Consider the following 19265-nt stretch of genomic DNA (forward strand, 5'->3'; position numbering starts at 1 on the left):
CGTCACTCCAGTTCGCGATGGAAGGTGAGCACGCCCTGTCGGCGGGCCCGGAAATGCTCGGCCAGCCGCTCGACCAGATAGACCGAGCGGTGGCGGCCGCCGGTGCAGCCGATCGAGATGGTCACGTAACTGCGGTCGTCCGCCTCGAAGCGCGGCAGCCAGGCCTCCAGCCAGCGTACGGTGTCGTCCACATACTCGGCAACCAGCGGGTCGGCCTCGAGGAACTCGCGTACCGGCGCGTCCTTGCCGGAAAGCGGACGCAGCTTTGGTTGCCAGTGCGGGTTCGGCAGGCAGCGGGCGTCGAACACGAAGTCCGCATCCAGCGGCAGCCCCCGCTTGAACGCGAACGACTGGAACATCACCGTCAGCCCTTCGGTAGCCCGCGCGTAGTCGGTGGCGACCAGTCGTCGCAGCTGGTGCACGTTGAGCTGGCTGGAGTCGATCACCTTCTCGGCAATGCCCATCAGCGGTCGCAGCAGCTTCCGCTCGGCAGCGATGGCGTCGGCCAGCGACACGTTGCGCATGGCCAGCGGATGCCTCCGGCGGGTCTCCGAGTAGCGCTTGATCAGCACCTCGTCGCGGCAGTCGAGGAACAGCAGGTGCACCTGCACGCCGGCCTCCGCCAGCTCGGAGAGCACGCTCGGCATGATCTCGATGTCGTGCTCGCGGTTGCGCGCGTCCACGCCTACCGCAATGCGCATCATGCGGCGCCCGCCTCGATCCTCCAGCACGGCATTGACCAGTCGCGGCAGCAGGCTCGCCGGGAGATTGTCCACGCAGTAGAACTCGAGGTCCTCCAGCGCGCGCAGCGCCACGGTCTTGCCGCCGCCGGACATGCCGGTGAGCACGACCAGATGCACGGCATTCGGTCCGGCCTCGGCGATGGCAGTGGTTTCGTTCGTGTCCAAGGGTCACCAGGGGGGCAGGCGGCGCATCTGGTGCGCCTGGCGGTCGATGAAGGTCTGCGCGGGGTCCAGTCCCTTGGTTTTCAGCGCGTGGTTGCGCACAGCCGCCTCCACCAGCACGCCCAGGTTGCGGCCGGGCGCCACCGGGATGGTGATCATCGGCACCTGTACCTCGAAGATCTCGCGGTGGCCGATGTCGCCGGTGAGGCGGGTCAGCGCGTCGGTGTCCTCGCCCTCGCGCAGCGGCTTGAGGTGGATCACCAGCCGAAGGTACTTCGATGCCTTGACCGCGGTGTGTCCGAACATCTCCCGGATGTTGAGCACGCCCAGGCCGCGCACTTCCAGCAGGTCCTGCAGCAACTCCGGGCAGGTGCCGTCGATCACGTCCGGTGCGATCAGGGTGAATTCCGTGGCGTCGTCGGCCACCAGCCGGTGGCCGCGGCTGATCAGCTCAAGCGCGAGTTCGCTCTTGCCGGAACCGGATTCGCCGGTGATCAGCACGCCGATCGAAAACACCTCCAGGAACACGCCGTGCAGGGTGATGCGCGGGGCCAGCATGCGAGCCATGTGGTACTGCATCCATGTCAGCAGCTCGTGGCCGCGCTTGGAGCTGATCCACAACGGTGTATTGGTCTCCTCGGCGACCTCGCGCAGGTCGGAGGGGATCGCCTGATCCTTGGTGACGATCAGCGCGACCGGCTGGTAGGCCGCGATCTTGTTGATCGCCTCCCAGCGCTGGCGCGAATCCAGTTCGTCGAGGTACTTCAGCTCCTCGGTGCCGATGATCTGGATCTTGTTCGGATAGATCACGTTGAGGTAGCCGACCAGCGACGGGCGGCGCGTCTGCGTGACGCCGCGCTCGAGCACGCGGCCTTCGCCGCGCATGCCGGACACCCAGCGCAGCCCCATGCGCTCGTGCACGCCATCGTAGAGTTGTCGGGCGGTGAGCCGGTCCACGTCGTCGTATCCTCTGCCCCGGCAGGAAGGCCTCAGGTGGCCGGCCAGGTGCGTGGCCTATTGTGCCAGCTTGACCGCCAGCGCAGGCGGGCCGGATGCCACCCAGCAAAAGGCCCGCCCTGGTGGGGCGGGCCTGGTAGGGACTGCGGAGCCGCGGATCAGCCGACCATGCGGTCGTCGCGACGGGCCTCGGCCTTGTGCTTGTCGCAGACCTTGTCGCGGTGCTTGCGCAGCTGGGTCACCAGCTTGTCGAACATCTTGTCGATGGAGACGTACATGTCCTGCTCATAGGCCTCGGCGTGGAGCAGAGCGCCGGAAGAGGTGTGCAGCGTGCCTTCGGCCTTCTGCTGCAGCTTGTCCAGCGAGAGCACCACGGAAATACTCGTCAATCGGTCGTCGAGGCGATTGAGGCGGTCCAGCTGGCCGGTGACATGCGTGCGCATGGCCTCGGTGATTTCGACGTGCTGACCGCTGAGTTGGAATTGCATGTTGCGCCTCCTTTGGTACGGCCGCTTGCGCGGCGTGGATCGATGCGGCTCCCGGTCATCCGGGGTGCATCCACAGTCATCTCGTTATCGTCCAGTGGCTCAGACGCCTTGAGGTCCTCGAGGTTCCGCGCCGCGCGCGGCGAGGATTCAGCTGGCGCGCTGACGCTCGCTGGAGCTGGGTATGCGCATGGCCTCCCGGTATTTGGCAACCGTGCGGCGCGCCACCTGGATGCCCTTGCGGTGCAGTTCCTCGGCGAGCGCCTGGTCGGAAAGGGGTTTGCGGGGATCCTCCGATTCGACCAGCTTGCGCAGCATCGCCTGGATGGCGGTGGACGATGCGCTGCCGCCGTCCTCGGTGGAGACCCCGCTGGAGAAGAAGTGCTTGAGTTCGAAGGTACCGCGTGGCGTGTGGATGTACTTGCGCGTGGTCACGCGGGAGATGGTCGATTCGTGCATGCCCACCTCCTCGGCCACCTCGCGCAGCACCAGCGGATGCATGGCCTCCGGACCGTAGTCGAGGAAGGCGCTCTGCCTGCGCACGATCGCCTCGGTGACCTTGAGCAGCGTCTCGGCCCGCGACTCCAGGCTCTTGATCAGCCACCGCGCCTCCTGCAGCTGGCCGCGCATCCAGCTCGCATCCTCGCCGCGCGCCTTGGCGATCAGGCTGCAGTAATGCTGGTTCAGGCCCAACCGCGGCTGGCATTCCGGATTGAGGCTCACTCTCCAGCGGGCACCTTCCTTGAAGGTGTAGACGTCGGGAGCGACATACTCGACCGGCGTGGTGTCCAGTGCGGCGCCCGGGCGAGGATCCAGGCTGCGGATCAGTGCGGCGGCGGCGGCGACTTCGTCCTCGCCGGCGCGCAGCTTGCGGGCGAGTCGACCGGTATCGTTGCGGGCGAGCAGTTCGAGTTCCGAGTCGACGATGCGCAGCGCGAGTTCGCGCTGCGCGGTGCCATCGTCGAACTGTTCCAGCTGCACCCTGAGACAATCGCGCAGGTCGCGGCTGGCCACGCCGACCGGGTCGAAATCCTGCACCCGGCGCCGCACGGCCTCGACTTCCTCGGCGCTAGCCTGCAGGTCGGCGGGAAGGGCCGCCAGCAGGGCCTCGGGTGTTTCCGCGACGTATCCGTCCGGGTTCAGCGCGTCGATGATGACCGTGGCGATGGCGCGCTCGCGTGGAGTGAATCCGGACAGGTTGAGCTGCCAGAGCAGGTGTTCCTGCATCGTTTCGGCGGCGGCGTTCTGCGGCTCGAAATCCTCGTCCCGGTTGCCGCTGCCACTGCCGCTGGCCGAACCGACGGAGGAGAAGTCCATCGGCGATTCCCCGGCGCCATCGCCATCGGCCCAGTCGGGCGGTTCGCCGGAGTCATGCTCCTCGCTGGAGGTGCTGCTTGCGCTGGTGGAGCCCAGCCCGGTGTCAGTGCGGAAAGCATCCTCATCGGCCGACTCGATGGACCCCTCCGTCGACTCTTCCTCGAATTCCAGCAGCGGGTTGCCCTCGGCGATCTGGCGCAGCTCGGCTTCCAGCTCCAACTGCGAGAGCTGCAGCAACCGGATCGCCTGCTGCAGTTGCGGCGTCAGGGTCAGCTGCTGATGGAGTCGGAACTGGAGTCCGGGTTTCATACCGACCGGTGGCCTTGGAACTGGCTTTCATCCTAACCCCACCCCGGGGAGTCGAACAGCCTTGAGGTGCCGCCGGGGCGCCCCGATCTGCCTCGGGTCAATTCCCTGCAACCCGGCCGCCGGTCAAAGCCGGAATTCGCGACCCAGGTAGACGTCCCGGACCTTTTCGTCGGCGAGGATATGCGCCGGGGTACCGCGGGACATCACCTCGCCCTCGTTCAGGATGTAGGCCCGGTCGCAGATGCCGAGCGTCTCGCGCACGTTGTGGTCGGTGATCAGCACGCCGATGCCGCGCTCCTTCAGGTGGCGCACGATGCGCTGGATCTCGCCCACCGAGATCGGATCGACGCCGGCGAAGGGTTCGTCCAGCAGCATGTAGCGGGGCTCCGCCGCCAATGCCCGGGCGATTTCCACCCGGCGCCGCTCGCCGCCGGACAGGCTGATGCCCTTCTGGTCGGCGATGTGGCTGATCTTGAGCTCTTCCAGCAGGCCTTCCTGTTGGGCAGCGCGTTCGCGCGCGGTCAGTCCCTCGCGCAGCTCCAGCACGGCCATGATGTTGTCGGCCACGCTCAGGCGTCGGAACACGGAGGGTTCCTGCGGCAGGTAGCCGATGCCCAGCCGGGCACGCGAGTGCATCGGCAGGCCGGTGATGTCCTTGCCGTCGAGCTTGATCGAGCCACCGTCGGCCTCGATCAGGCCGACCACCATGTAGAAGCAGGTGGTCTTGCCGGCACCGTTGGGGCCGAGCAGGCCCACCACCTCGCCCTGGCGGATGGAGAACCCGAAGTCGCGCACCACCTGGCGCGCGCGGAATCGCTTCTGTAGGCCTTCTGCGGACAGCATCGGTCAGGGCTGCTTGCTGCTGGCGGCCGCCGCCGGCATGGGGGCGGAGGTGCCCGGAGCGGGCGCGGCGGGTGTCGTGGCAGCGGGCGCGGCAGCCGGTCTGAGCGGGTGCGGCTTGGGCAGGAAGGTGCCGTGCACCAGGCCCTGGCCGTTCGATTCGCCGGTGATCTGGCTGGTCTGCGTGTCGTAGGTCAGCTTGTCGCCAGAGAACTGCCCGCGCCCCTGCTGCTTGACCACCGCATCGGTGGTCAGCACGGCGATGCCGTGCACGTTGTCGTAATCCAGTGTCGCCGCTTCGCCGGTCATGAGGTTGCCGCTGTCGTCCAACTGCTGGATGTGCGCCGGACGGCCGGTCACCACCACCCGCGAGATCTGCGAGTCTCCGTCCAGGTAGATCTTGGCCAGGTCGCCGCTGAGGTGCATGGTGCCCTGGGTGATCTGGACCTTGCCCTTGAGCGTGCTGACGGAGTTGGGCTTCTGGAAGGCCTCGGTGTAGACGGCCGTGTAGTTCATCGGCTGGTCGCGATCGCTCTGCTTGGCCAGGCCGATTCCCGGCAGCATGAGCGATACCGCTAGCACGGCCGGCAGGCGCCACCGGCTAGCGGCGCTTGCGTGGCGGGAATGACCCTTGGCTGTCATTGAGCAACTCCAGATGCTTGTCGTTGAGGTCGGCGCGCATGCCTACCCCGCTCATTGTAAGGTCGCCCTGCGCCATGTGCGCCGGGGCGGCGGTTTCCATCCGGTTCTGCTTGGGCCAGATGGTGGCGTCCTCGGTGTCCAGTCGGGCGGCAGGGGTGCCGTCGAAGGCTTCGCGATGCATGTGCACCGGCCCTTGCAGCTTGAGCAGGTCGCCGCCCTTGTCCACCCATCCATACAGCGACTCGCCGCGCCAGTCGGGTACGCCGGCCTGGTTGGAGGGCAGGTCGAATACCGGCGAATTGATGTACAGCGATTCGTCACCCTCCCGCCGCTCCAGCCGGGGGGCCTTCACGTTGAAGGCGGGGCGGCCATCACGGCCATAGCTGGACAGCTGGAATTCGGTGAGCGTGTAGCCGGACCGCGGCGGTCCCACGAACTGGTCCGGGGCTGGCTCGGGCGCCATCCACCAGCGCAGCAGGCCGGTCGTGCCGACGAGCAGGCCGACGACGACGATGGCCGTCGCCAGGCGACGGTCGCGGAACCAGCGTCCCGGGCTCATCGCCAGCGTTCCCGCTCGGCGTCCGCCTTGTCCTGGGCCAGCAGCAGCAGGTCGCTGACCTCTCGCGCGGCCCCTTCGCCTCCGCGGCGGGTGGTTTGCCAGTGCGCGCGTTCGACGACCCATGGGTGCGCGTTGGCGGTCGCAACGGCAAGGCCTGCCAGCCCCATCGCCGGCAGGTCGGGCAGGTCGTCGCCGACGAAGGCGGCCTGTTCCGGCTGAAGGTTCAGGGCATCCAGCAGGTCGCCCAGACAGGTCCGCTTGTCGCCCTGCCCCTGGTAGACATGGGCAATCCCCAGCTCCTCAGCACGAAGCGTGACCGCATGGCTGATGCGGGCGGTCACGATCGCCACCTCGATGCCGTTGGCCTGCAGGCGCTTCAGGCCGAGACCGTCATGCACATGGAAGACCTTGGTTTCCCGGCCATCCTCGGCGTAGTGCAGGCGGCCATCGGTGAGGGTGCCGTCCACGTCGAAGGCGGCCAGTCGAATGCGGGTGGCCCGGGCAAGCAGGTCGGCGGGCAGGTCGGCAAGGTATCCGGTCACGTGCGGGTCGCTTGGCTGGCAGGGATCAGACCACGCGGGCGCGCAGCAGGTCGTGGATGTTGAGGGCACCGACCACGTGCTGCTGCTCGTCGACCACCAGCAGGGCGTGGATCTGGTGCTTCTCCATGAGTTGGGCCGCTTCCACCGCCAGCTTGTCCGCCGTGATGGTCTTCGGCGAGCGACTCATCAGGCTGGCCACGGTGGCTCCCCGCAAGTCCACGCCGTCGTCGTCCAGGGCGCGGCGCAGGTCGCCGTCGGTGAACACGCCGAGCAGGTGGTCGTCGGCGTCCACCACGGCGGTCATGCCCAGGTGCTTGCGGGTCATTTCCATCAGCGCCAGGGTGAGGTTGGCGTCCGGGCCGACCCGCGGGATGCCCTCGCCGGTGTGCATCACGTCGCTGATGTGCAGCAGCAACCGGCGCCCGAGGCTCCCGGCCGGATGCGAGCGGGCGAAGTCTTCCGAGGTGAAGCCCCGGGCCTCCAGCAAGGCGATCGCCAGCGCGTCGCCGATCACCAGCGCGGCGGTGGTGCTTGCGGTCGGCGCCAAGCCCAGCGGGCAGGCTTCGGTGGAGACGCTGGCGTCCAGGTGCACATCGGCCTGGCCGGCCAGCGAGGACTTCGGGTTGCCGGTGATCGCGATCAGCGGGATGTTCTGCCGCTTGATCACCGGCAGGATGAACAGCAGTTCGTCGGTCTCGCCGGAGTTGGACAGCACCAGCACCACGTCCTGGGGGGTGATCATGCCCAGGTCGCCGTGGCTCGCCTCGCCCGGGTGGACGAAGAAAGCCGGGGTGCCGGTGGAGGCCAGGGTGGCGGCGATCTTCCGCCCGATGTGGCCAGACTTGCCCATGCCGCTGACGACGAGGCGGCCCTGGCAACCCAGGATCAGCCGGCAGGCCCGGACGAAATCGCCGTTCACGCGCGGCTCCAGCGCCCGGATCGCGGCCGCCTCGGTGGCGATCACCGTGCGGGCGCTGCGCGCGATGGCGTCCGGATCGACGGAGATCTCGGCAGATGGTGCGATGCGTGCGTTCATGGGTCCTTCGGCGGCGGCGCCAGGGTGCGGGGTCGGGGCAAAGTCCACGGTGTAGCTTCGCAGCCGCACGCTGAATGACATGCCGTCATTTCTGCGCCAGCGACTTTCCATTACCATGGCCGTCTTGCAGTTTACCTTCTTGTGACAGCGCGTTGGACGCCGCCGGGATCCGGCGCCCCCGTCCAGACGACGCCCTCCGGACAGTGGAATCCAGATGGACGCAGAGCGGATCCAGGCTTTGATCGAGAGCGGCTTGCCCGGTGCCCGGGCAGACGTGCGTGGCGACGACGGCGTGCACTTCGAGGCCACGGTGGTGGCCGAGCAGTTCGCCGGCAAGCTGCCGTTGGCCCGGCACCGGCTGGTCTACGCCACGCTGGGCGACCTGATGGGCGGTGCGATCCACGCGCTGGCCCTGAAAACCCTCACGCCGCAGGAGGCCGCGGCGCGATCCTAGGAGATCGGCGCGCGACTCCCGCATCACCATTTTCGCAAGGAACCTCATGGCCAAGATCCTCATCAGCGGCGGGCAGCCGCTCCAGGGCGAGGTCGGTATCTCCGGCGCCAAGAACGCCGTACTGCCGATCCTCGCCTCCTGCCTGCTCGCCGACGAGCCGGTGACCATATCAAACGTGCCGCATCTGCACGACGTCACCACCACGATGGAGCTGCTCGGCCAGATGGGGGTGCAACTGGTGCTGGACGACCGCATGAAGATCCACGTGGACCCGCGTCCGGCCGACCGCTATTTCGCGCCGTACGACCTGGTGAAGACCATGCGCGCGTCGATCCTGGTGCTGGGGCCGCTGGTGGCGCGCTTCGGCCAGGCCGAGGTGTCGCTGCCGGGTGGCTGCCAGATCGGCTCGCGGCCGGTCGACCAGCATATCCGTGGGCTGCAGGCGCTGGGGGCGGACATCGTCGTCGAGAACGGCTACATCAAGGCGCGCGCCAAGCGGCTGAAGGGCGCCCGCATCGCGATGGACATGGTTACCGTCACCGGTACCGAGAACGTGATGATGGCCGCGGCGCTGGCCAGCGGCACCACCATCATCGAGAACGCGGCGCAGGAGCCGGAAGTGGTGGACCTGGCCCACTGCCTCAACGCCATGGGGGCGCAGATCGAGGGCGCCGGCACCGCCACCATGACGATCCACGGCGTCGAGCGCCTGCACGGCGCCGAGTACGAAGTGCTGCCCGACCGCATCGAGACCGGCACCTTTCTGGTCGGTGCGGCGATGACCGGCGGCAAGGTGCGCGCCCGCGGTGCCCGCGCCGGCACGATGGAGTCGGTGTTGTCGAAACTGGAAGAAGCCGGCGCGCACATCAGCACCGGTGAGGACTGGATCGAGCTGGACATGGGCGGTCGCCGCCCGAAGGCGGTGAACATCGTGACGGCGCCGTACCCGGCCTTCCCGACCGACATGCAGGCCCAGTTCACTGCGCTGAACTGCGTCGCCGAGGGCGTCGGCGTGATTACCGAGACGGTGTTCGAGAACCGCTTCATGCACGCGCATGAGCTGCAGCGGCTGGGCGCCGACATCCGCCTGGAAGGCAACGCGGCAATCATCCAGGGCGTGCCGAAGATGAGCGGCGCGCCGATCATGGCCACCGACCTGCGTGCCTCGGCCTGCCTGGTACTGGCCGGCCTGGTCGCCGAGGGTGACACCACGGTCGACCGCGTTTACCACATCGATCGCGGCTACGAGAACATCGAGGAAAAGCTCGGTGTGCTGGGTGCGCGGATCCGTCGCTTGCCCAACTGACGAAACAGGTTGTGCAGGAAAAAGGCCGGGGCATGCCCCGGCCTTTTTCTTGTCTCGCCACGCCTCAGGGCGAGTGGAAGCTTTCCAGCAGCAGGGTCAGGTTGCCGCCATCGGCCTGGGCCAGCTTCACCGGCACCGGGAATTTCGCCGGCACGTACCAGGCGTCGAACGGCTTGTCGGTGTCGGTGCGGGTGACCCGTTCGGCGGAAAACTCTCCGGCCGGCACGGCCAGCCGCTCGGTGGCCTGCACGGCATACTGCTGTTTTTCCACACGCTGCTTCACACCGACCGGCAGCACCACCTGCTTGTCACCATCGCGCAGCGCCAGCCCCAGGGCCAGCGGCAGGGTGTTGCGGTCGACCATGCCCGCGGTGCCGGCGTAATGGATCGGCCCCTTGCCTTCGTCCACCGTGACCTGGTTGCTGGCCCGGTCGACCTGCAGATGACGGTGCTTGCGCTTGAACGAGGAGTCCATCGCGTAGTCGTAGGTCATCGTCTCGGGAGCATCGTCGTGCCAGCGGAACCGGGTGGTCTCGTCGGTGTTGGCGCCGATCAGCGCGGCCAGCCCTCCCGTTCCCCGGGAGCGATTGCGGTACGTGTATTCGTCCTTGCCCACGGCTGTCAGGGTCACGGTAGCCTTGCCGATGGTCTGGCCGTCCTGCTGGACCTGGTAGGTGGCGGTGAAGGGCCTCGGTGCGGTGGCTGCGGCGGCGGTGCCAGCGGCGAGCGCGAGAGCGGCGAGGGCGGTACGCGCGAAGCGCGTTGCGACAGGGAGGCGGGCAGGAGTCATGCGCCAGAGTCTAAGCGGCGCACCTGAACGCTCGGTTGCGACGGTGAGTGCCCTGGCGCTGGCGTTCAGCGCGCGAGCGTGCCGTCACGCCAGTTGAGCGGCGCTGCAAGCGCCTGGCCGTCGAAGCAGGCGCGCCCGTCGCGCAGCGCGATGCGTCCGGCGGCGATGTCCGCCACGACGGCGGGCAGCAGCCGGTGTTCCAGCGCCAGCAGCCGCTCGGCCAGCCGCTGCTCGTCGTCGCCCGGTTCGATCGGCATGCGCGCCTGTGCGATCACTGGACCGCCGTCGAGTTCGGCGGTGACGAAATGCACGCTGGCGCCGTGCTCCGTGTCGCCGGCGGCCAGCGCACGGCGATGGGTATGCAGGCCCCGGTACTTCGGCAGCAGCGACGGGTGGATGTTGATCATCCGTCCGGCCCAGGGCGTCAGTGCGGCGCCGTCGATGATCCGCATGAAGCCCGCCAGCACCAGCAGGTCCGGCTTCGTCCCGGCGATCCGTTCGAACAGGGCGTGGTCGAAGCTGGCGCGGTCGGCGTAGTCGCGGGGCGAGAGCGCGAGGGTCGGCACCCCGGCTTCCCTCGCCAGGGCCAGTGCCCCGGCATCGGCCTTGTCGCTGGCAACCAGCACGAACTCCACCGGCAGTTCGCCACGGTCGCGGGCGGCCAGCAGGGCAGCAAGATTGCTGCCGCGCCCGGAGGCGAGCACGGCAATACGGAAGGGCGTCGTCATGTTGGTGAAGTTGCTCCGCGGGCCGGAAGTTGGCCGGCTCGTGGGATCAGCCGATGTGCACGCGCTCGTCGCCCTGCGCCGGCACGATTTCGCCGATCGCGCGCGAGGCCAGCCCGTGCCTGTCGAGCAGGGCGGTGGCGGCGGACACGGCGTGGCTCGGCAGGATCACGGTGAAACCCACGCCGCAGTTGAAGGTGCGCCACATCTCCTCGCGGGCCACGTTGCCCTCGCGCATCAGCCAGTCGAATACCGTCGGCAGCGCGATCGTCGAGGCGTCCAGCGCCAGGCCGAGGCCGTCCGGCACCACGCGGATGATGTTTTCCTTCAGCCCGCCGCCGGTGATGTGCGCCATGCCGTGTACCGGCGCGGCGCGCAGCAGCTCCAGCATCGGCTTGACGTAGATCGTGGTGGGCGCCATCAGCGCGTCGGCCAGCGAGGTGCCCCCCAGGTCGAGCTCCAGCGGGTTGCCCGCGCGCTCGAGGATCTTGCGGACCAGCGAATAGCCGTTCGAATGCGGCCCGGACGAAGCCACGCCCAGCACCACGTCGCCGGCGACGATGGCGCTGCCGTCCATCAGCTCGGCCTTCTCGACCGCACCGACGGTGAAGCCGGCCAGGTCGTATTCGCCCGGCGGATACATGTCGGGCATTTCGGCCGTCTCGCCGCCGATCAGCGCACAGCCGGCCAGCTCGCAGCCCCTCGCAATGCCGCCGACCACGGCCGCAGCGGTGTCCACGTCCAGCTTGCCGGTGGCGAAGTAGTCGAGGAAGAACAGCGGCTCGGCGCCCTGCACCAGCACGTCGTTCACGCACATGCCGACCAGGTCGATGCCGATGGTGTCGTGGCGGCCCAAGGTCTGCGCCAGCTTCAGCTTGGTACCGACGCCATCGGTACCGGACACCAGCACCGGCTCCTTGTAGCGGGTGCCCAGGTTGAACAGGCCGCCGAAGCCGCCCAGTCCGCCCATCACTTCCGGGCGGGCGGTGCGCTTGACCAGCGGCTTGATGCGTTCGACCAGCGCATTGCCGGCGTCGATATCCACGCCGGCGGCGCGGTAGGTGAGGGCGTCGGACATGGCAGGGACCCGCGTCGATAAACGCCCAATGATAGACGCTGGGGGCCGGATTGGGCAGACTTCCCGGACGATTCGAACGGATTTCAAACCCTCCCCATGCGCCTGTCCCGCCTGCTCTGCATCCTGTTCCTGTTCGGTCTGGCCGGGTTGCGGCCGGCGCTCGCCCAGCAGCAGGCGCCATCGTCCCCGTATACGGTCGTCATGCCGGTGACCGACACCAGCGAGGCCCAGCGGGACGCCACGTTCTCCAGTGCGATGGCCCAGGTGCTGGCCCGCGTGGCCGGCGGGCAGGACCTGCGCGGCAAATCCGGCTACGACGATGCGCTGAAGTCGGCCAGCGGGCTGGTCAGCCAGTACCAGTACCAGCGCTCCGGCGACGGCATCGCGTTGCAGATCACTTTCGACCGCGGTGCGATCAACCACCTGGTCGGTCAGCTGGGCGCACCCGCCGCCGGGGTGAAGCCACCCGTGCTGCTGCTGGTGCAGGGGACCGACGGCAGCCTGCTGGGCGGTGATTCGCTCGACGCGCTGGCCAGATCAGCCGCCGCACAGGGCTACGGCGTGGTCTATCCGGACCCGACCCAGCCGCCAGACCTGTCCCGGGTTGCTGCGGTGGACCCGGCCGAAATGGCCCAGCTGACTTCCCGCTACAAGACCGGGCTGGTACTGGTCGGCAAATTGCATTCGGGCGGTGTCGACTGGACTTTGGTGTCCGGGGGTACCGCGCAGAGCTGGCAGGACCAGGGCCCGACCGAGGACGGCCTGTTTGCCGATGCCGGAGCGGCGATGGCCGCGCGGGTCGGCAAGCAGCTCAACGTGATCGGTTCCGGTACCAGCGACGGCAAGCTGTGGATCGACGGCGTGGCCTCGGCCATGGATTACGCCCAACTGCTCAACGTGCTGCGCGGCGATCCGTCGGTGCGTACCGTGACCACGCTCGGGGCCAAGGATGATGGTGTGCTGCTGGAGGTATCGTCATCACTGCCGCTGAGCGCGCTGGCGTCCAATCTCGCCGCCGGTGGCCGCCTGCTGCAGGCCTCGTCGAACCACGCCGGCGCGGACGCCAGCCTGCGCTGGCTGCATTGAGGCCGGTCTTGCGCCGCCTCGCCACCCCCGCGGGAGTACATCCATGACGGCCCAGGACTCCCGTCGCTGGCAGTTGCTGGCGATCGTCGCGGTCATCATCTACCTGGTCTACCTGCTGGCCCCGGTGCTGATGCCGTTCGCCATCGCTGCGATGCTCGCCTACCTGGGCGACCCGCTGGCCGACCGCCTGGAGAAGTTCGGCATGGGTCGCACGCTGGCGGTGACCATCGTGTTCGTGGTGCTGCTGCTGCTCACGGTGGGGGCGCTGCTGGTACTGATCCCGCTGATCTCCCGCCAGGTCGACAACCTCATCCAGAACCTGCCCCGTTACGGCGAGTGGGTGCGCAACACCGCCCTGCCGTGGCTGCAGGCGAAGCTGCGGCTGGATCCGCACATGTTCGACACCGGTCGCCTGGTGGATGCGGTGAAGGAGCACATCGGCTCGATCGGCACCGTGCTGGGCAAGCTCTCGCGTTCGGGCGTGGGCGTGCTCATGTGGATGACCAACCTGGTGCTGATCCCGGTGGTCGCGTTCTACCTGCTGCGCGACTGGGATCGCCTGGTGGCCTGGGTCGACGCCATGCTGCCGCGTTCGATCGAGCCGACGGTCGCCCGCCTGGCACACGAGTCGGACAAGGTGCTCGGTGCCTTCGTGCGCGGCCAGCTGCTGGTGATGATGGCGCTGGGCTTGTTCTACGGCGCCGGGTTGTCGGTGGTCGGCCTGTCGGTGGGGCCACTGATCGGCATGGTCGCCGGGTTGCTGAGTTTCGTGCCGTACCTCGGTTTCATCATCGGTTTCGGTGCCGCGGTGATCGCGGTGCTGGTGCAGTACGGCGACTGGACCCACCTGCTGCTGGTCTGCGGCGTGTTCACGATCGGCCAGTTGCTGGAAGGATACGTGCTGGTGCCCAAGCTGGTCGGCGACAAGATCGGCCTGCATCCGGTGGCGGTGATTTTCGCGGTGCTGGCCGGCGGTTATCTCGCCGGATTCCTCGGCGTGCTGCTGGCGCTGCCGGCGGCCTCGGTGATCCTGGTGCTGCTGCGCTACCTCACCGAGCGCTACCGCGCGAGCGAGCTGTACATGAATACCGGCCCGGCTGCCGCGGTGGAGGTTCCGGCGGATGTGACCGAGGCCAGTGCCGACCGTGAAGTGGCCGCGACGCCGCAGGCGCCGGTCGGCGACGGCAAGAGCGCGCCCCCCGCGCCATGACCGCGCAGTTGCCGCTTGCCCTGCGCTGGCCGCGTCGCCAGCGCTTCGAGCACTTCCATGCCGGCCCGCACAACGCCGCCGCGCTCGCGGCCATCGAGGCGCTGTCCACCCAGCCGGGCGCTCCCTGGGTCTATCTGCACGGTCCGCTGGGTAGCGGGCGCAGCCATCTGCTGCTGGCCGCCGCCCAGGCGGCCGCCGAGGCCGGGCGTCGCGTGCAGTACCTGCCGCTGGCCACCCTGGCCGACCGCGCGGCGGCACTGCGCGGCGTGGCCGGCAGCGAATGGCTGGCGCTGGACGACCTGGAGGCGATCGCCGGCCAGCGCGAGGCCGAGCACGCCCTGTTCGACCTGTACAACCAGACCCGCGCCGAGGGTGGTGCGCTGCTGTTCGCGTCGGCGGCCGGGCCGGCCGACTCCGGCATCGCCTTGCCCGACCTGCGTTCGCGGCTGGGCGCCTGCACGCAGTTCGTGCTCCGGCCGCTGGACGACGACGAACGCCGTCGGGTGCTGAAGCGGAGCGCGGCTGACCGCGGGATCGGGCTGGACGAGCCGGTGCTGGACTGGTTGTTCAACCGTTACGCCCGGGACCTGGGCGCCCTGCTCGATCTGCTGGATCGGCTCGACCGCGCTTCGCTTGCTGCGCGACGGCGCATCACGGTACCGTTCCTGCGCGGTTTCCTGAGGGAAGGCAGCGACCGCTGAGGTCTCTCGACCAGGGAGTGGGTCGGTCATGTGGAAGTGGCTGGTGCCGGTTCTCGGCTTCTGGGTGTCCCAGGCCATGGCGAAGGAAGTCGATGCGACCATGCGTCCCCCGGTGTACGCCGGCACCTACGCGGTCCGCATTTGCCGTGGAGACTGCCCGGCGTCGACCTACCGCGCCGCCACGCTGGTGCTGTTCGACCGGCCGCTGCGCGATGCGCAAGGTCGCATGCATGGCAAGTGGCTGGAGCAGGGCAACATCAACGGCTGCCTGATACTCGATCCGGTTCAGGGTACTCCCGGAGGATGGGTGTTCTATCCCGGTCAGGCGACCCGACGCTTCATCGTCTGGACAGTCCCGGATGGTCATTCGATACGCTTCGAGCTCGACCGCACGGTCGACGCCGGCTACCAGGTCGAACTCCGGCATACCCCCTCCGGCCTTGCCGGCACCGGCATGATCTGGAGTGCGTCGGATCCGCCGGGGACACCGCAACGTGATGAAGTCCGTGCGCGCCGGCTCGGCGAGGCCGATCCGGCGCGCTGTCCCCGGCTGGGCGATGACAGCGAGGCCATGAAGGATGTCAGCTGGCCTAGGCCTTGAGCAGCGTCGGCGTGGCTTGCGCACCGATGGCGTCGACCATCGCCTTGGCTACATGCAGGTTGCCGGCGATCAGGTTGCCGCTCTCGGGGATGCCGTCGCGGCCGGCGAAGTCGCAGTAGCGGCCGCCCGCCTCGCGCACCAGCAGCACGCCGGCGGCCATGTCCCACGGCTTCAGGCCGATCTCGAAATAACCGTCGTAGCGGCCGGCGGCAGTGTAGGCCAGGTCCAGCGCGGCCGAGCCGGAGCGACGGATGTCCTCGGCCTGGCCGAGGATCGCGCGGGTCATGTCCAGCTGTGGTCCCAGATGGGCGCGCTGGCGATAGGGGAAGCCGGTGGCGATCATGGCGCCGCCGAGGTCGTCGCGCTTGCTGACGCGGATGCGGCGGTCGTTGAGGAAGGCGCCGTCACCCTTGCTGGCGGTATACAGCTCGTCGCGCAGCGGGTCGTACACCACCGCATAGGTCGGCACGCCCTTATCGAGCAGGCCGATCGACACGCAGAAGTGCGGGATGCCGCGCAGGTAGTTGTGGGTGCCGTCCAGCGGGTCGATCACCCACTGCATCGGGCCCTTGCCGATCGCACCGCTCTCCTCGCCGAGGATGGCGTGATCCGGGTACGCGCGGCGCAGCTCCTTGATGATCTCCGCCTCGGCCAGCTTGTCGACCTCGGAGACGAAGTCCATCTGCTGCTTCTCGACGACATTCAGCCCGTCGATGCGGTTCATATAGCGCAGGATGATGTTTCCGGCAGCGCGCGCGGCGCGCGCCGCGATCGTAACGGCGGGTCTTGGCATGGCGGGGACTTTGTAAAAAGAACGGGTTAGCGGCCGCGGATTCTAGCAGAGGCGCGGCCTCGCGGCAGGCGCGGGCCGGCCTGGACTATCCTAGGCGGCCGTTTCCGCTCCCGAAGACCCGCCGCATGTCCGCTCTCGACCTCGCCCCGCTGTTCCGCTTCGTGCTGGTGCGCACCTCGCATCCGGGCAACATCGGCAGCGCCGCGCGGGCGATCCGCACCATGGGCTTCACCCGGCTGAGCCTGGTGGTGCCGCACCGCTTTCCCGACGCCGAAGCCTCGGCGTTGGCCGCCGGCGCCGACGACGTGCTGGAAGCCGCGCCGGTGCACGACGACCTGGTCGGCGCGCTGGCCGGCAGCACCTTCGCGCTCGGGCTTTCCGCCCGCCGGCGCGGCGTCAACCTGCCCGAGCTCAGTCCGCGCGAAGGCGTGGCGCAGGCGCTGGCCGCCGCCGCCCGCGGCGAGCAGGTGGCGTGGGTGTTCGGCAACGAGCGCACCGGCCTGGAGAACGAGGAACTGGCGCGCTGCCACGCGATGGTGCGCATCCCCAGCGTGGAGGACTTCAGCTCGCTCAATCTCTCCCAGGCGGTGCAGGTGACGGCCTACGAGCTGCGCATGGCGATGCTCGGCGACGAGCTGCCCGAGGCGCCACCGCTGCACGAGGAGCCGCCGGCCGACGCGGAGAAGATGGAGCGCTTTTACGAACACCTCGCCCAGATGCTCGACGACATCGACTTCCACAAGGGCCGCACGCCGACCACGATCATGCTCAGGCTGCGCAAGCTGTTCCAGCGCGCGCAGATGAGTGAGCGCGAGCTGCGCGTACTGCACGGCATCTTCGCCGATGCCCAGCGCATGGCGATGCTGGCCGGTCAGCGCGGTCGCGATTGAGTCAGGCGTCGCCGCGAAGCAGCAGGATCAGTACCTCGCCCAGCCCGGCGACCACGCCGGCACTGGCCAGCGTCAACGCCCACGCGGCGATCAACACCGCGCCGTCGCGCTCGATCAGGGCGAACGCGAACGCCAGCAGCAGCGCTCCGAAGAAGTAGTTGGTGAAGGGCAGGGGCAGCGCCAGCATTAGGCCCAGCAGGATCAGCATCACCCCCGAGAGCAGGCTCGATGGCCGGCGCAGCAGGCCCGGCAGGCGTGGCCGGCAGACCCGCTCGAGCCGCGATGTCACCGGATCGAGCCGGTCGAGCAGGGCCAGTAGCCGGCTGCGTTCCAGCCGGCGCCGACCGATCCAGCGGGCCAGCCAGGGGCGCGTCGCACCCAGCGCCATCTGCGCGCCGATGCCCATGACTCCGGCACCCATCACGCCGCCGATCCCCACCGCCAGAGGCATGAAGTTCGGGATGGCCAACAGGATCAGCAGCACGCCGAAGGCTCGCTCGCGCAGCGGGTCGAGCAGGGTGTCGAGGGTGATCCGGGTGTCCGGCTGGCTGGCGATCGACTGGCGCAGCAGCCGGGTGGCGGTGGCGTGGCCGGTCGGTGCATCGTGCGACTCGCCCATGGCTCGGGTCCGCCGCGTCAGCCGCCGCGCGTGGCGTCGTCGTCGGGGCCGTCGGTAGGCGGAGGCGGCACCACCAGCAGCTTGTCGATGCGTGCGCCGTCCAGGTCCATCACCTCGAAGCGGATGCCGCGCCACTCGAACATCTCGCCCACTTGCGGGATGTGGCCCAGCGCCGTCATCACCATGCCGGCCACGGTGCGGAAATCGTGTTCGTCCTCGCCCGGCAGCGGGCCCACCCGCAGCAGCTCACGCAGGTCGTCGGTGGACAGCGTGCCGTCGACCAGCCAGCTGCCGTCCTCGCGCCTGACAATGGGCGAACGCTCTTCGCCGGGCGTGCCGTGGCCGAGCTGCGCCACGCCGACCACCGCCGAGAGCAGGTCGTTGATGGTGACCACCCCCTCGATATCGCCGTATTCGTCGACTACCAGCGCCATCGGCGTCTCGGCGTCGCGGAATTCCTCCAGCAGGTCCAGCGCGCGCGCCGTGGCCGGCACGTAAAGCGGCTTGGACAGGCGCCGGAACAGGTCCGGCTTGCCCTGGCCCAGGTCGGCCAGCAGGCTTTTCACCTCGACCACGCCGACGATGTCGCTCTCGTCGCCGCGGTAGACCGGATAGCGCGAGTACGGCGTCTCGCGCAGCACGGCCATGTTCTCGTGCAGCGGCGCGGCGATGTCCAGCCAGGCGATGCGCATGCGTGGGGTCATCACGCTGTCCACGGTGCGGTCGCCCAGCCGCAGCACGCGGTTGACCATGTTGTGCTCGTCGGCGTCGAGCACGCCCTGTTCGGCGCTCTCGGCGACCAGCAGGCGGATTTCCTCTTCGGTCACTGCCGCGCCGCCCTTGTCGGTGACGCGCAGCAGCCGCAGTACCAGCGTGCTGCAGGTATTGAGCAGCCACACGAACGGCGCGCAGATCCGGCTGAGCACCAGCATCGGCATGCCGACCACCATCGATGCCCTCTCCGGGCCGGCCAGCGCCAGGCGCTTGGGCACCAGCTCGCCGAACACGATCTGCACGAAGGAGATCAGGATGAAGCCGATCGCGAAGCCCAGTGCGTGGGCGTAGGGCTCCAGCCAGACCGCGCGGTCGCGGTGCAGGGCATCGGCAATGTGCTCGCCCAGCGCATCGCCGGCCAGCGCACCGGTGAGCAGCATCACCAGGGTGATGCCGACCTGCACGGTGGACAGGAACCGTTCGGGCGACTCGGCATGGCGCAGCGCCACCCGGGCGCGGCGGCTGCGATCGGCCATCTGCTTGAGGCGGCTCTTGCGCGAGGCGACCAGGGCCATCTCCGACAGCGCGAAGAAGCCATTGCACAGGGACAGGACGAAGACGAGCGCGAATTCGGTCAGCATCGCGCGTGCCGGGAGCAGGGAGCCATGAGCGCAGTGTATTGGCAGCGGGGTCCGGGATCACGTGG

22 protein-coding genes are annotated in these 19265 nt (G+C 68.7%); 7 read left to right on the forward strand and 15 right to left on the reverse strand.

Annotated features, from left to right (window positions below):
* Window positions 1–2: 2 nt before the first annotated feature.
* The 9 genes from rapZ to NC595_RS06210 form a co-directional block, all read right to left on the reverse strand.
* A complete protein-coding gene (gene rapZ / locus NC595_RS06170) occupies window positions 3–908 on the reverse strand; it encodes an RNase adapter RapZ (RefSeq protein ID WP_256488891.1) in 906 nt (301 codons plus the stop codon).
* 3 nt (window positions 909–911) lie between these two features.
* The gene (hprK, locus tag NC595_RS06175) at window positions 912–1862 is read right to left on the reverse strand and encodes an HPr(Ser) kinase/phosphatase (RefSeq protein WP_343214891.1); all 951 of its coding nucleotides are present in this window, start codon (window positions 1860–1862) and stop codon (window positions 912–914) included.
* A gap of 158 nt (window positions 1863–2020) precedes the next feature.
* Window positions 2021–2350 carry a ribosome hibernation-promoting factor, HPF/YfiA family gene (gene hpf / locus NC595_RS06180; RefSeq protein WP_253565400.1) on the reverse strand — a complete coding sequence of 110 codons (330 nt, stop codon included), beginning with the start codon at window positions 2348–2350 and terminating at the stop codon, window positions 2021–2023.
* A 147-nt stretch (window positions 2351–2497) separates the two neighbouring features.
* Window positions 2498–3973 (reverse strand): RNA polymerase factor sigma-54, encoded by a 1476-nt coding sequence (locus tag NC595_RS06185; RefSeq protein ID WP_253565403.1) that lies wholly within the window; start codon window positions 3971–3973, stop codon window positions 2498–2500.
* Between the two features lie 123 nt (window positions 3974–4096).
* Window positions 4097–4816, reverse strand: coding sequence for an LPS export ABC transporter ATP-binding protein (gene lptB, locus NC595_RS06190; RefSeq protein WP_017462147.1), 720 nt, complete (start codon window positions 4814–4816; stop codon window positions 4097–4099).
* Between the two features lie 3 nt (window positions 4817–4819).
* Window positions 4820–5377 carry a lipopolysaccharide transport periplasmic protein LptA gene (gene lptA / locus NC595_RS06195; protein WP_253565405.1) on the reverse strand — a complete coding sequence of 186 codons (558 nt, stop codon included), beginning with the start codon at window positions 5375–5377 and terminating at the stop codon, window positions 4820–4822.
* A 37-nt stretch (window positions 5378–5414) separates the two neighbouring features.
* Window positions 5415–6014 (reverse strand): LPS export ABC transporter periplasmic protein LptC, encoded by a 600-nt coding sequence (gene lptC, locus NC595_RS06200; protein ID WP_253565407.1) that lies wholly within the window; start codon window positions 6012–6014, stop codon window positions 5415–5417.
* On the reverse strand, window positions 6011–6556 hold the full coding sequence (locus tag NC595_RS06205; protein WP_253565409.1) for a KdsC family phosphatase: 546 nt from the start codon (window positions 6554–6556) through the stop codon (window positions 6011–6013). Before NC595_RS06205 ends, lptC begins: the two co-directional genes overlap by 4 nt.
* 25 nt (window positions 6557–6581) lie before the next feature.
* Window positions 6582–7592: a KpsF/GutQ family sugar-phosphate isomerase gene (locus tag NC595_RS06210; protein ID WP_253565410.1), complete on the reverse strand. Its 1011-nt coding sequence runs from the start codon at window positions 7590–7592 to the stop codon at window positions 6582–6584.
* A 214-nt stretch (window positions 7593–7806) separates the two neighbouring features.
* Here NC595_RS06210 and NC595_RS06215 point away from each other — a divergent pair, with 214 nt between their 5' ends.
* Together NC595_RS06215 and murA are read left to right on the forward strand one after the other, a co-directional pair.
* The gene (locus NC595_RS06215; RefSeq protein WP_017462142.1) at window positions 7807–8046 is read left to right on the forward strand and encodes a BolA family protein; all 240 of its coding nucleotides are present in this window, start codon (window positions 7807–7809) and stop codon (window positions 8044–8046) included.
* Between the two features lie 46 nt (window positions 8047–8092).
* Window positions 8093–9352, forward strand: coding sequence for a UDP-N-acetylglucosamine 1-carboxyvinyltransferase (gene murA / locus NC595_RS06220; RefSeq protein WP_253565412.1), 1260 nt, complete (start codon window positions 8093–8095; stop codon window positions 9350–9352).
* Window positions 9353–9416: 64 nt separating this feature from the next.
* Here murA and NC595_RS06225 read toward each other — a convergent pair whose 3' ends face one another.
* From NC595_RS06225 to purM, 3 genes are all read right to left on the reverse strand, one after another.
* The gene (locus NC595_RS06225) at window positions 9417–10142 is read right to left on the reverse strand and encodes a DUF3108 domain-containing protein (protein WP_253565414.1); all 726 of its coding nucleotides are present in this window, start codon (window positions 10140–10142) and stop codon (window positions 9417–9419) included.
* 65 nt (window positions 10143–10207) lie between these two features.
* The gene (purN, locus tag NC595_RS06230) at window positions 10208–10870 is read right to left on the reverse strand and encodes a phosphoribosylglycinamide formyltransferase (protein WP_253565415.1); all 663 of its coding nucleotides are present in this window, start codon (window positions 10868–10870) and stop codon (window positions 10208–10210) included.
* 46 nt (window positions 10871–10916) lie between these two features.
* The gene (gene purM / locus NC595_RS06235) at window positions 10917–11945 is read right to left on the reverse strand and encodes a phosphoribosylformylglycinamidine cyclo-ligase (RefSeq protein ID WP_253565416.1); all 1029 of its coding nucleotides are present in this window, start codon (window positions 11943–11945) and stop codon (window positions 10917–10919) included.
* Between the two features lie 96 nt (window positions 11946–12041).
* Between purM and NC595_RS06240 the strand changes: the two genes are divergently transcribed.
* From NC595_RS06240 to NC595_RS06255, 4 genes are all read left to right on the forward strand, one after another.
* Window positions 12042–13031 carry a DUF2066 domain-containing protein gene (locus NC595_RS06240; RefSeq protein ID WP_253565418.1) on the forward strand — a complete coding sequence of 330 codons (990 nt, stop codon included), beginning with the start codon at window positions 12042–12044 and terminating at the stop codon, window positions 13029–13031.
* A 43-nt stretch (window positions 13032–13074) separates the two neighbouring features.
* Window positions 13075–14241: an AI-2E family transporter gene (locus tag NC595_RS06245; protein WP_253565420.1), complete on the forward strand. Its 1167-nt coding sequence runs from the start codon at window positions 13075–13077 to the stop codon at window positions 14239–14241.
* A complete protein-coding gene (gene hda / locus NC595_RS06250; RefSeq protein WP_253565422.1) occupies window positions 14238–14942 on the forward strand; it encodes a DnaA regulatory inactivator Hda in 705 nt (234 codons plus the stop codon). The genes NC595_RS06245 and hda overlap by 4 nt, the downstream gene beginning before the upstream one ends.
* Window positions 14943–15018: 76 nt before the next feature.
* Window positions 15019–15543 (forward strand): hypothetical protein, encoded by a 525-nt coding sequence (locus tag NC595_RS06255; RefSeq protein WP_253565423.1) that lies wholly within the window; start codon window positions 15019–15021, stop codon window positions 15541–15543.
* Here NC595_RS06255 and NC595_RS06260 read toward each other — a convergent pair.
* Window positions 15533–16336: an inositol monophosphatase family protein gene (locus NC595_RS06260; RefSeq protein WP_253565424.1), complete on the reverse strand. Its 804-nt coding sequence runs from the start codon at window positions 16334–16336 to the stop codon at window positions 15533–15535. The two genes, NC595_RS06255 and NC595_RS06260, sit on opposite strands and share 11 nt — an antisense overlap.
* Before the next feature lie 125 nt (window positions 16337–16461).
* Here NC595_RS06260 and NC595_RS06265 point away from each other — a divergent pair, with 125 nt between their 5' ends.
* Window positions 16462–17226, forward strand: a complete 765-nt coding sequence (locus NC595_RS06265; protein ID WP_253565425.1) for an RNA methyltransferase — start codon at window positions 16462–16464, stop codon at window positions 17224–17226.
* A gap of 1 nt (window position 17227) precedes the next feature.
* Here NC595_RS06265 and NC595_RS06270 read toward each other — a convergent pair whose 3' ends face one another.
* The gene (locus NC595_RS06270) at window positions 17228–17845 is read right to left on the reverse strand and encodes an exopolysaccharide biosynthesis protein (protein WP_253565426.1); all 618 of its coding nucleotides are present in this window, start codon (window positions 17843–17845) and stop codon (window positions 17228–17230) included.
* A gap of 17 nt (window positions 17846–17862) precedes the next feature.
* Entirely contained in the window at window positions 17863–19200 is a 1338-nt protein-coding gene (locus NC595_RS06275; protein ID WP_253565427.1) for a hemolysin family protein, read from the reverse strand.
* Between the last annotated feature and the right edge of the window lie 65 nt (window positions 19201–19265).

It is taken from the genome of Dyella lutea (genome assembly GCF_024158035.1).
Taxonomy (GTDB): domain Bacteria; phylum Pseudomonadota; class Gammaproteobacteria; order Xanthomonadales; family Rhodanobacteraceae; genus Dyella_A; species Dyella_A lutea.

What these genes read in the sequence shown, in the direction of transcription:
- NC595_RS06225 (WP_253565414.1), bottom strand. Translation starts at nt 10,142, where the DNA reads ATGACTCCTGCCCGCCTCCCTGTCGCAACGCGCTTCGCGCGTACCGCC.
- NC595_RS06270 (WP_253565426.1), bottom strand. Translation starts at nt 17,845, where the DNA reads ATGGGCGAGTCGCACGATGCACCGACCGGCCACGCCACCGCCACCCGG.
- purN (WP_253565415.1), bottom strand. Translation starts at nt 10,870, where the DNA reads ATGACGACGCCCTTCCGTATTGCCGTGCTCGCCTCCGGGCGCGGCAGC.
- hda (WP_253565422.1), top strand. Translation starts at nt 14,238, where the DNA reads ATGACCGCGCAGTTGCCGCTTGCCCTGCGCTGGCCGCGTCGCCAGCGC.
- NC595_RS06240 (WP_253565418.1), top strand. Translation starts at nt 12,042, where the DNA reads ATGCGCCTGTCCCGCCTGCTCTGCATCCTGTTCCTGTTCGGTCTGGCC.
- NC595_RS06215 (WP_017462142.1), top strand. Translation starts at nt 7,807, where the DNA reads ATGGACGCAGAGCGGATCCAGGCTTTGATCGAGAGCGGCTTGCCCGGT.
- NC595_RS06265 (WP_253565425.1), top strand. Translation starts at nt 16,462, where the DNA reads ATGTCCGCTCTCGACCTCGCCCCGCTGTTCCGCTTCGTGCTGGTGCGC.
- lptB (WP_017462147.1), bottom strand. Translation starts at nt 4,816, where the DNA reads ATGCTGTCCGCAGAAGGCCTACAGAAGCGATTCCGCGCGCGCCAGGTG.
- lptA (WP_253565405.1), bottom strand. Translation starts at nt 5,377, where the DNA reads ATGCTGCCGGGAATCGGCCTGGCCAAGCAGAGCGATCGCGACCAGCCG.
- lptC (WP_253565407.1), bottom strand. Translation starts at nt 6,014, where the DNA reads ATGAGCCCGGGACGCTGGTTCCGCGACCGTCGCCTGGCGACGGCCATC.
- NC595_RS06245 (WP_253565420.1), top strand. Translation starts at nt 13,075, where the DNA reads ATGACGGCCCAGGACTCCCGTCGCTGGCAGTTGCTGGCGATCGTCGCG.
- NC595_RS06185 (WP_253565403.1), bottom strand. Translation starts at nt 3,973, where the DNA reads ATGAAACCCGGACTCCAGTTCCGACTCCATCAGCAGCTGACCCTGACG.
- murA (WP_253565412.1), top strand. Translation starts at nt 8,093, where the DNA reads ATGGCCAAGATCCTCATCAGCGGCGGGCAGCCGCTCCAGGGCGAGGTC.
- NC595_RS06275 (WP_253565427.1), bottom strand. Translation starts at nt 19,200, where the DNA reads ATGCTGACCGAATTCGCGCTCGTCTTCGTCCTGTCCCTGTGCAATGGC.
- NC595_RS06210 (WP_253565410.1), bottom strand. Translation starts at nt 7,592, where the DNA reads ATGAACGCACGCATCGCACCATCTGCCGAGATCTCCGTCGATCCGGAC.
- purM (WP_253565416.1), bottom strand. Translation starts at nt 11,945, where the DNA reads ATGTCCGACGCCCTCACCTACCGCGCCGCCGGCGTGGATATCGACGCC.
- NC595_RS06260 (WP_253565424.1), bottom strand. Translation starts at nt 16,336, where the DNA reads ATGCCAAGACCCGCCGTTACGATCGCGGCGCGCGCCGCGCGCGCTGCC.
- hpf (WP_253565400.1), bottom strand. Translation starts at nt 2,350, where the DNA reads ATGCAATTCCAACTCAGCGGTCAGCACGTCGAAATCACCGAGGCCATG.
- NC595_RS06255 (WP_253565423.1), top strand. Translation starts at nt 15,019, where the DNA reads ATGGCGAAGGAAGTCGATGCGACCATGCGTCCCCCGGTGTACGCCGGC.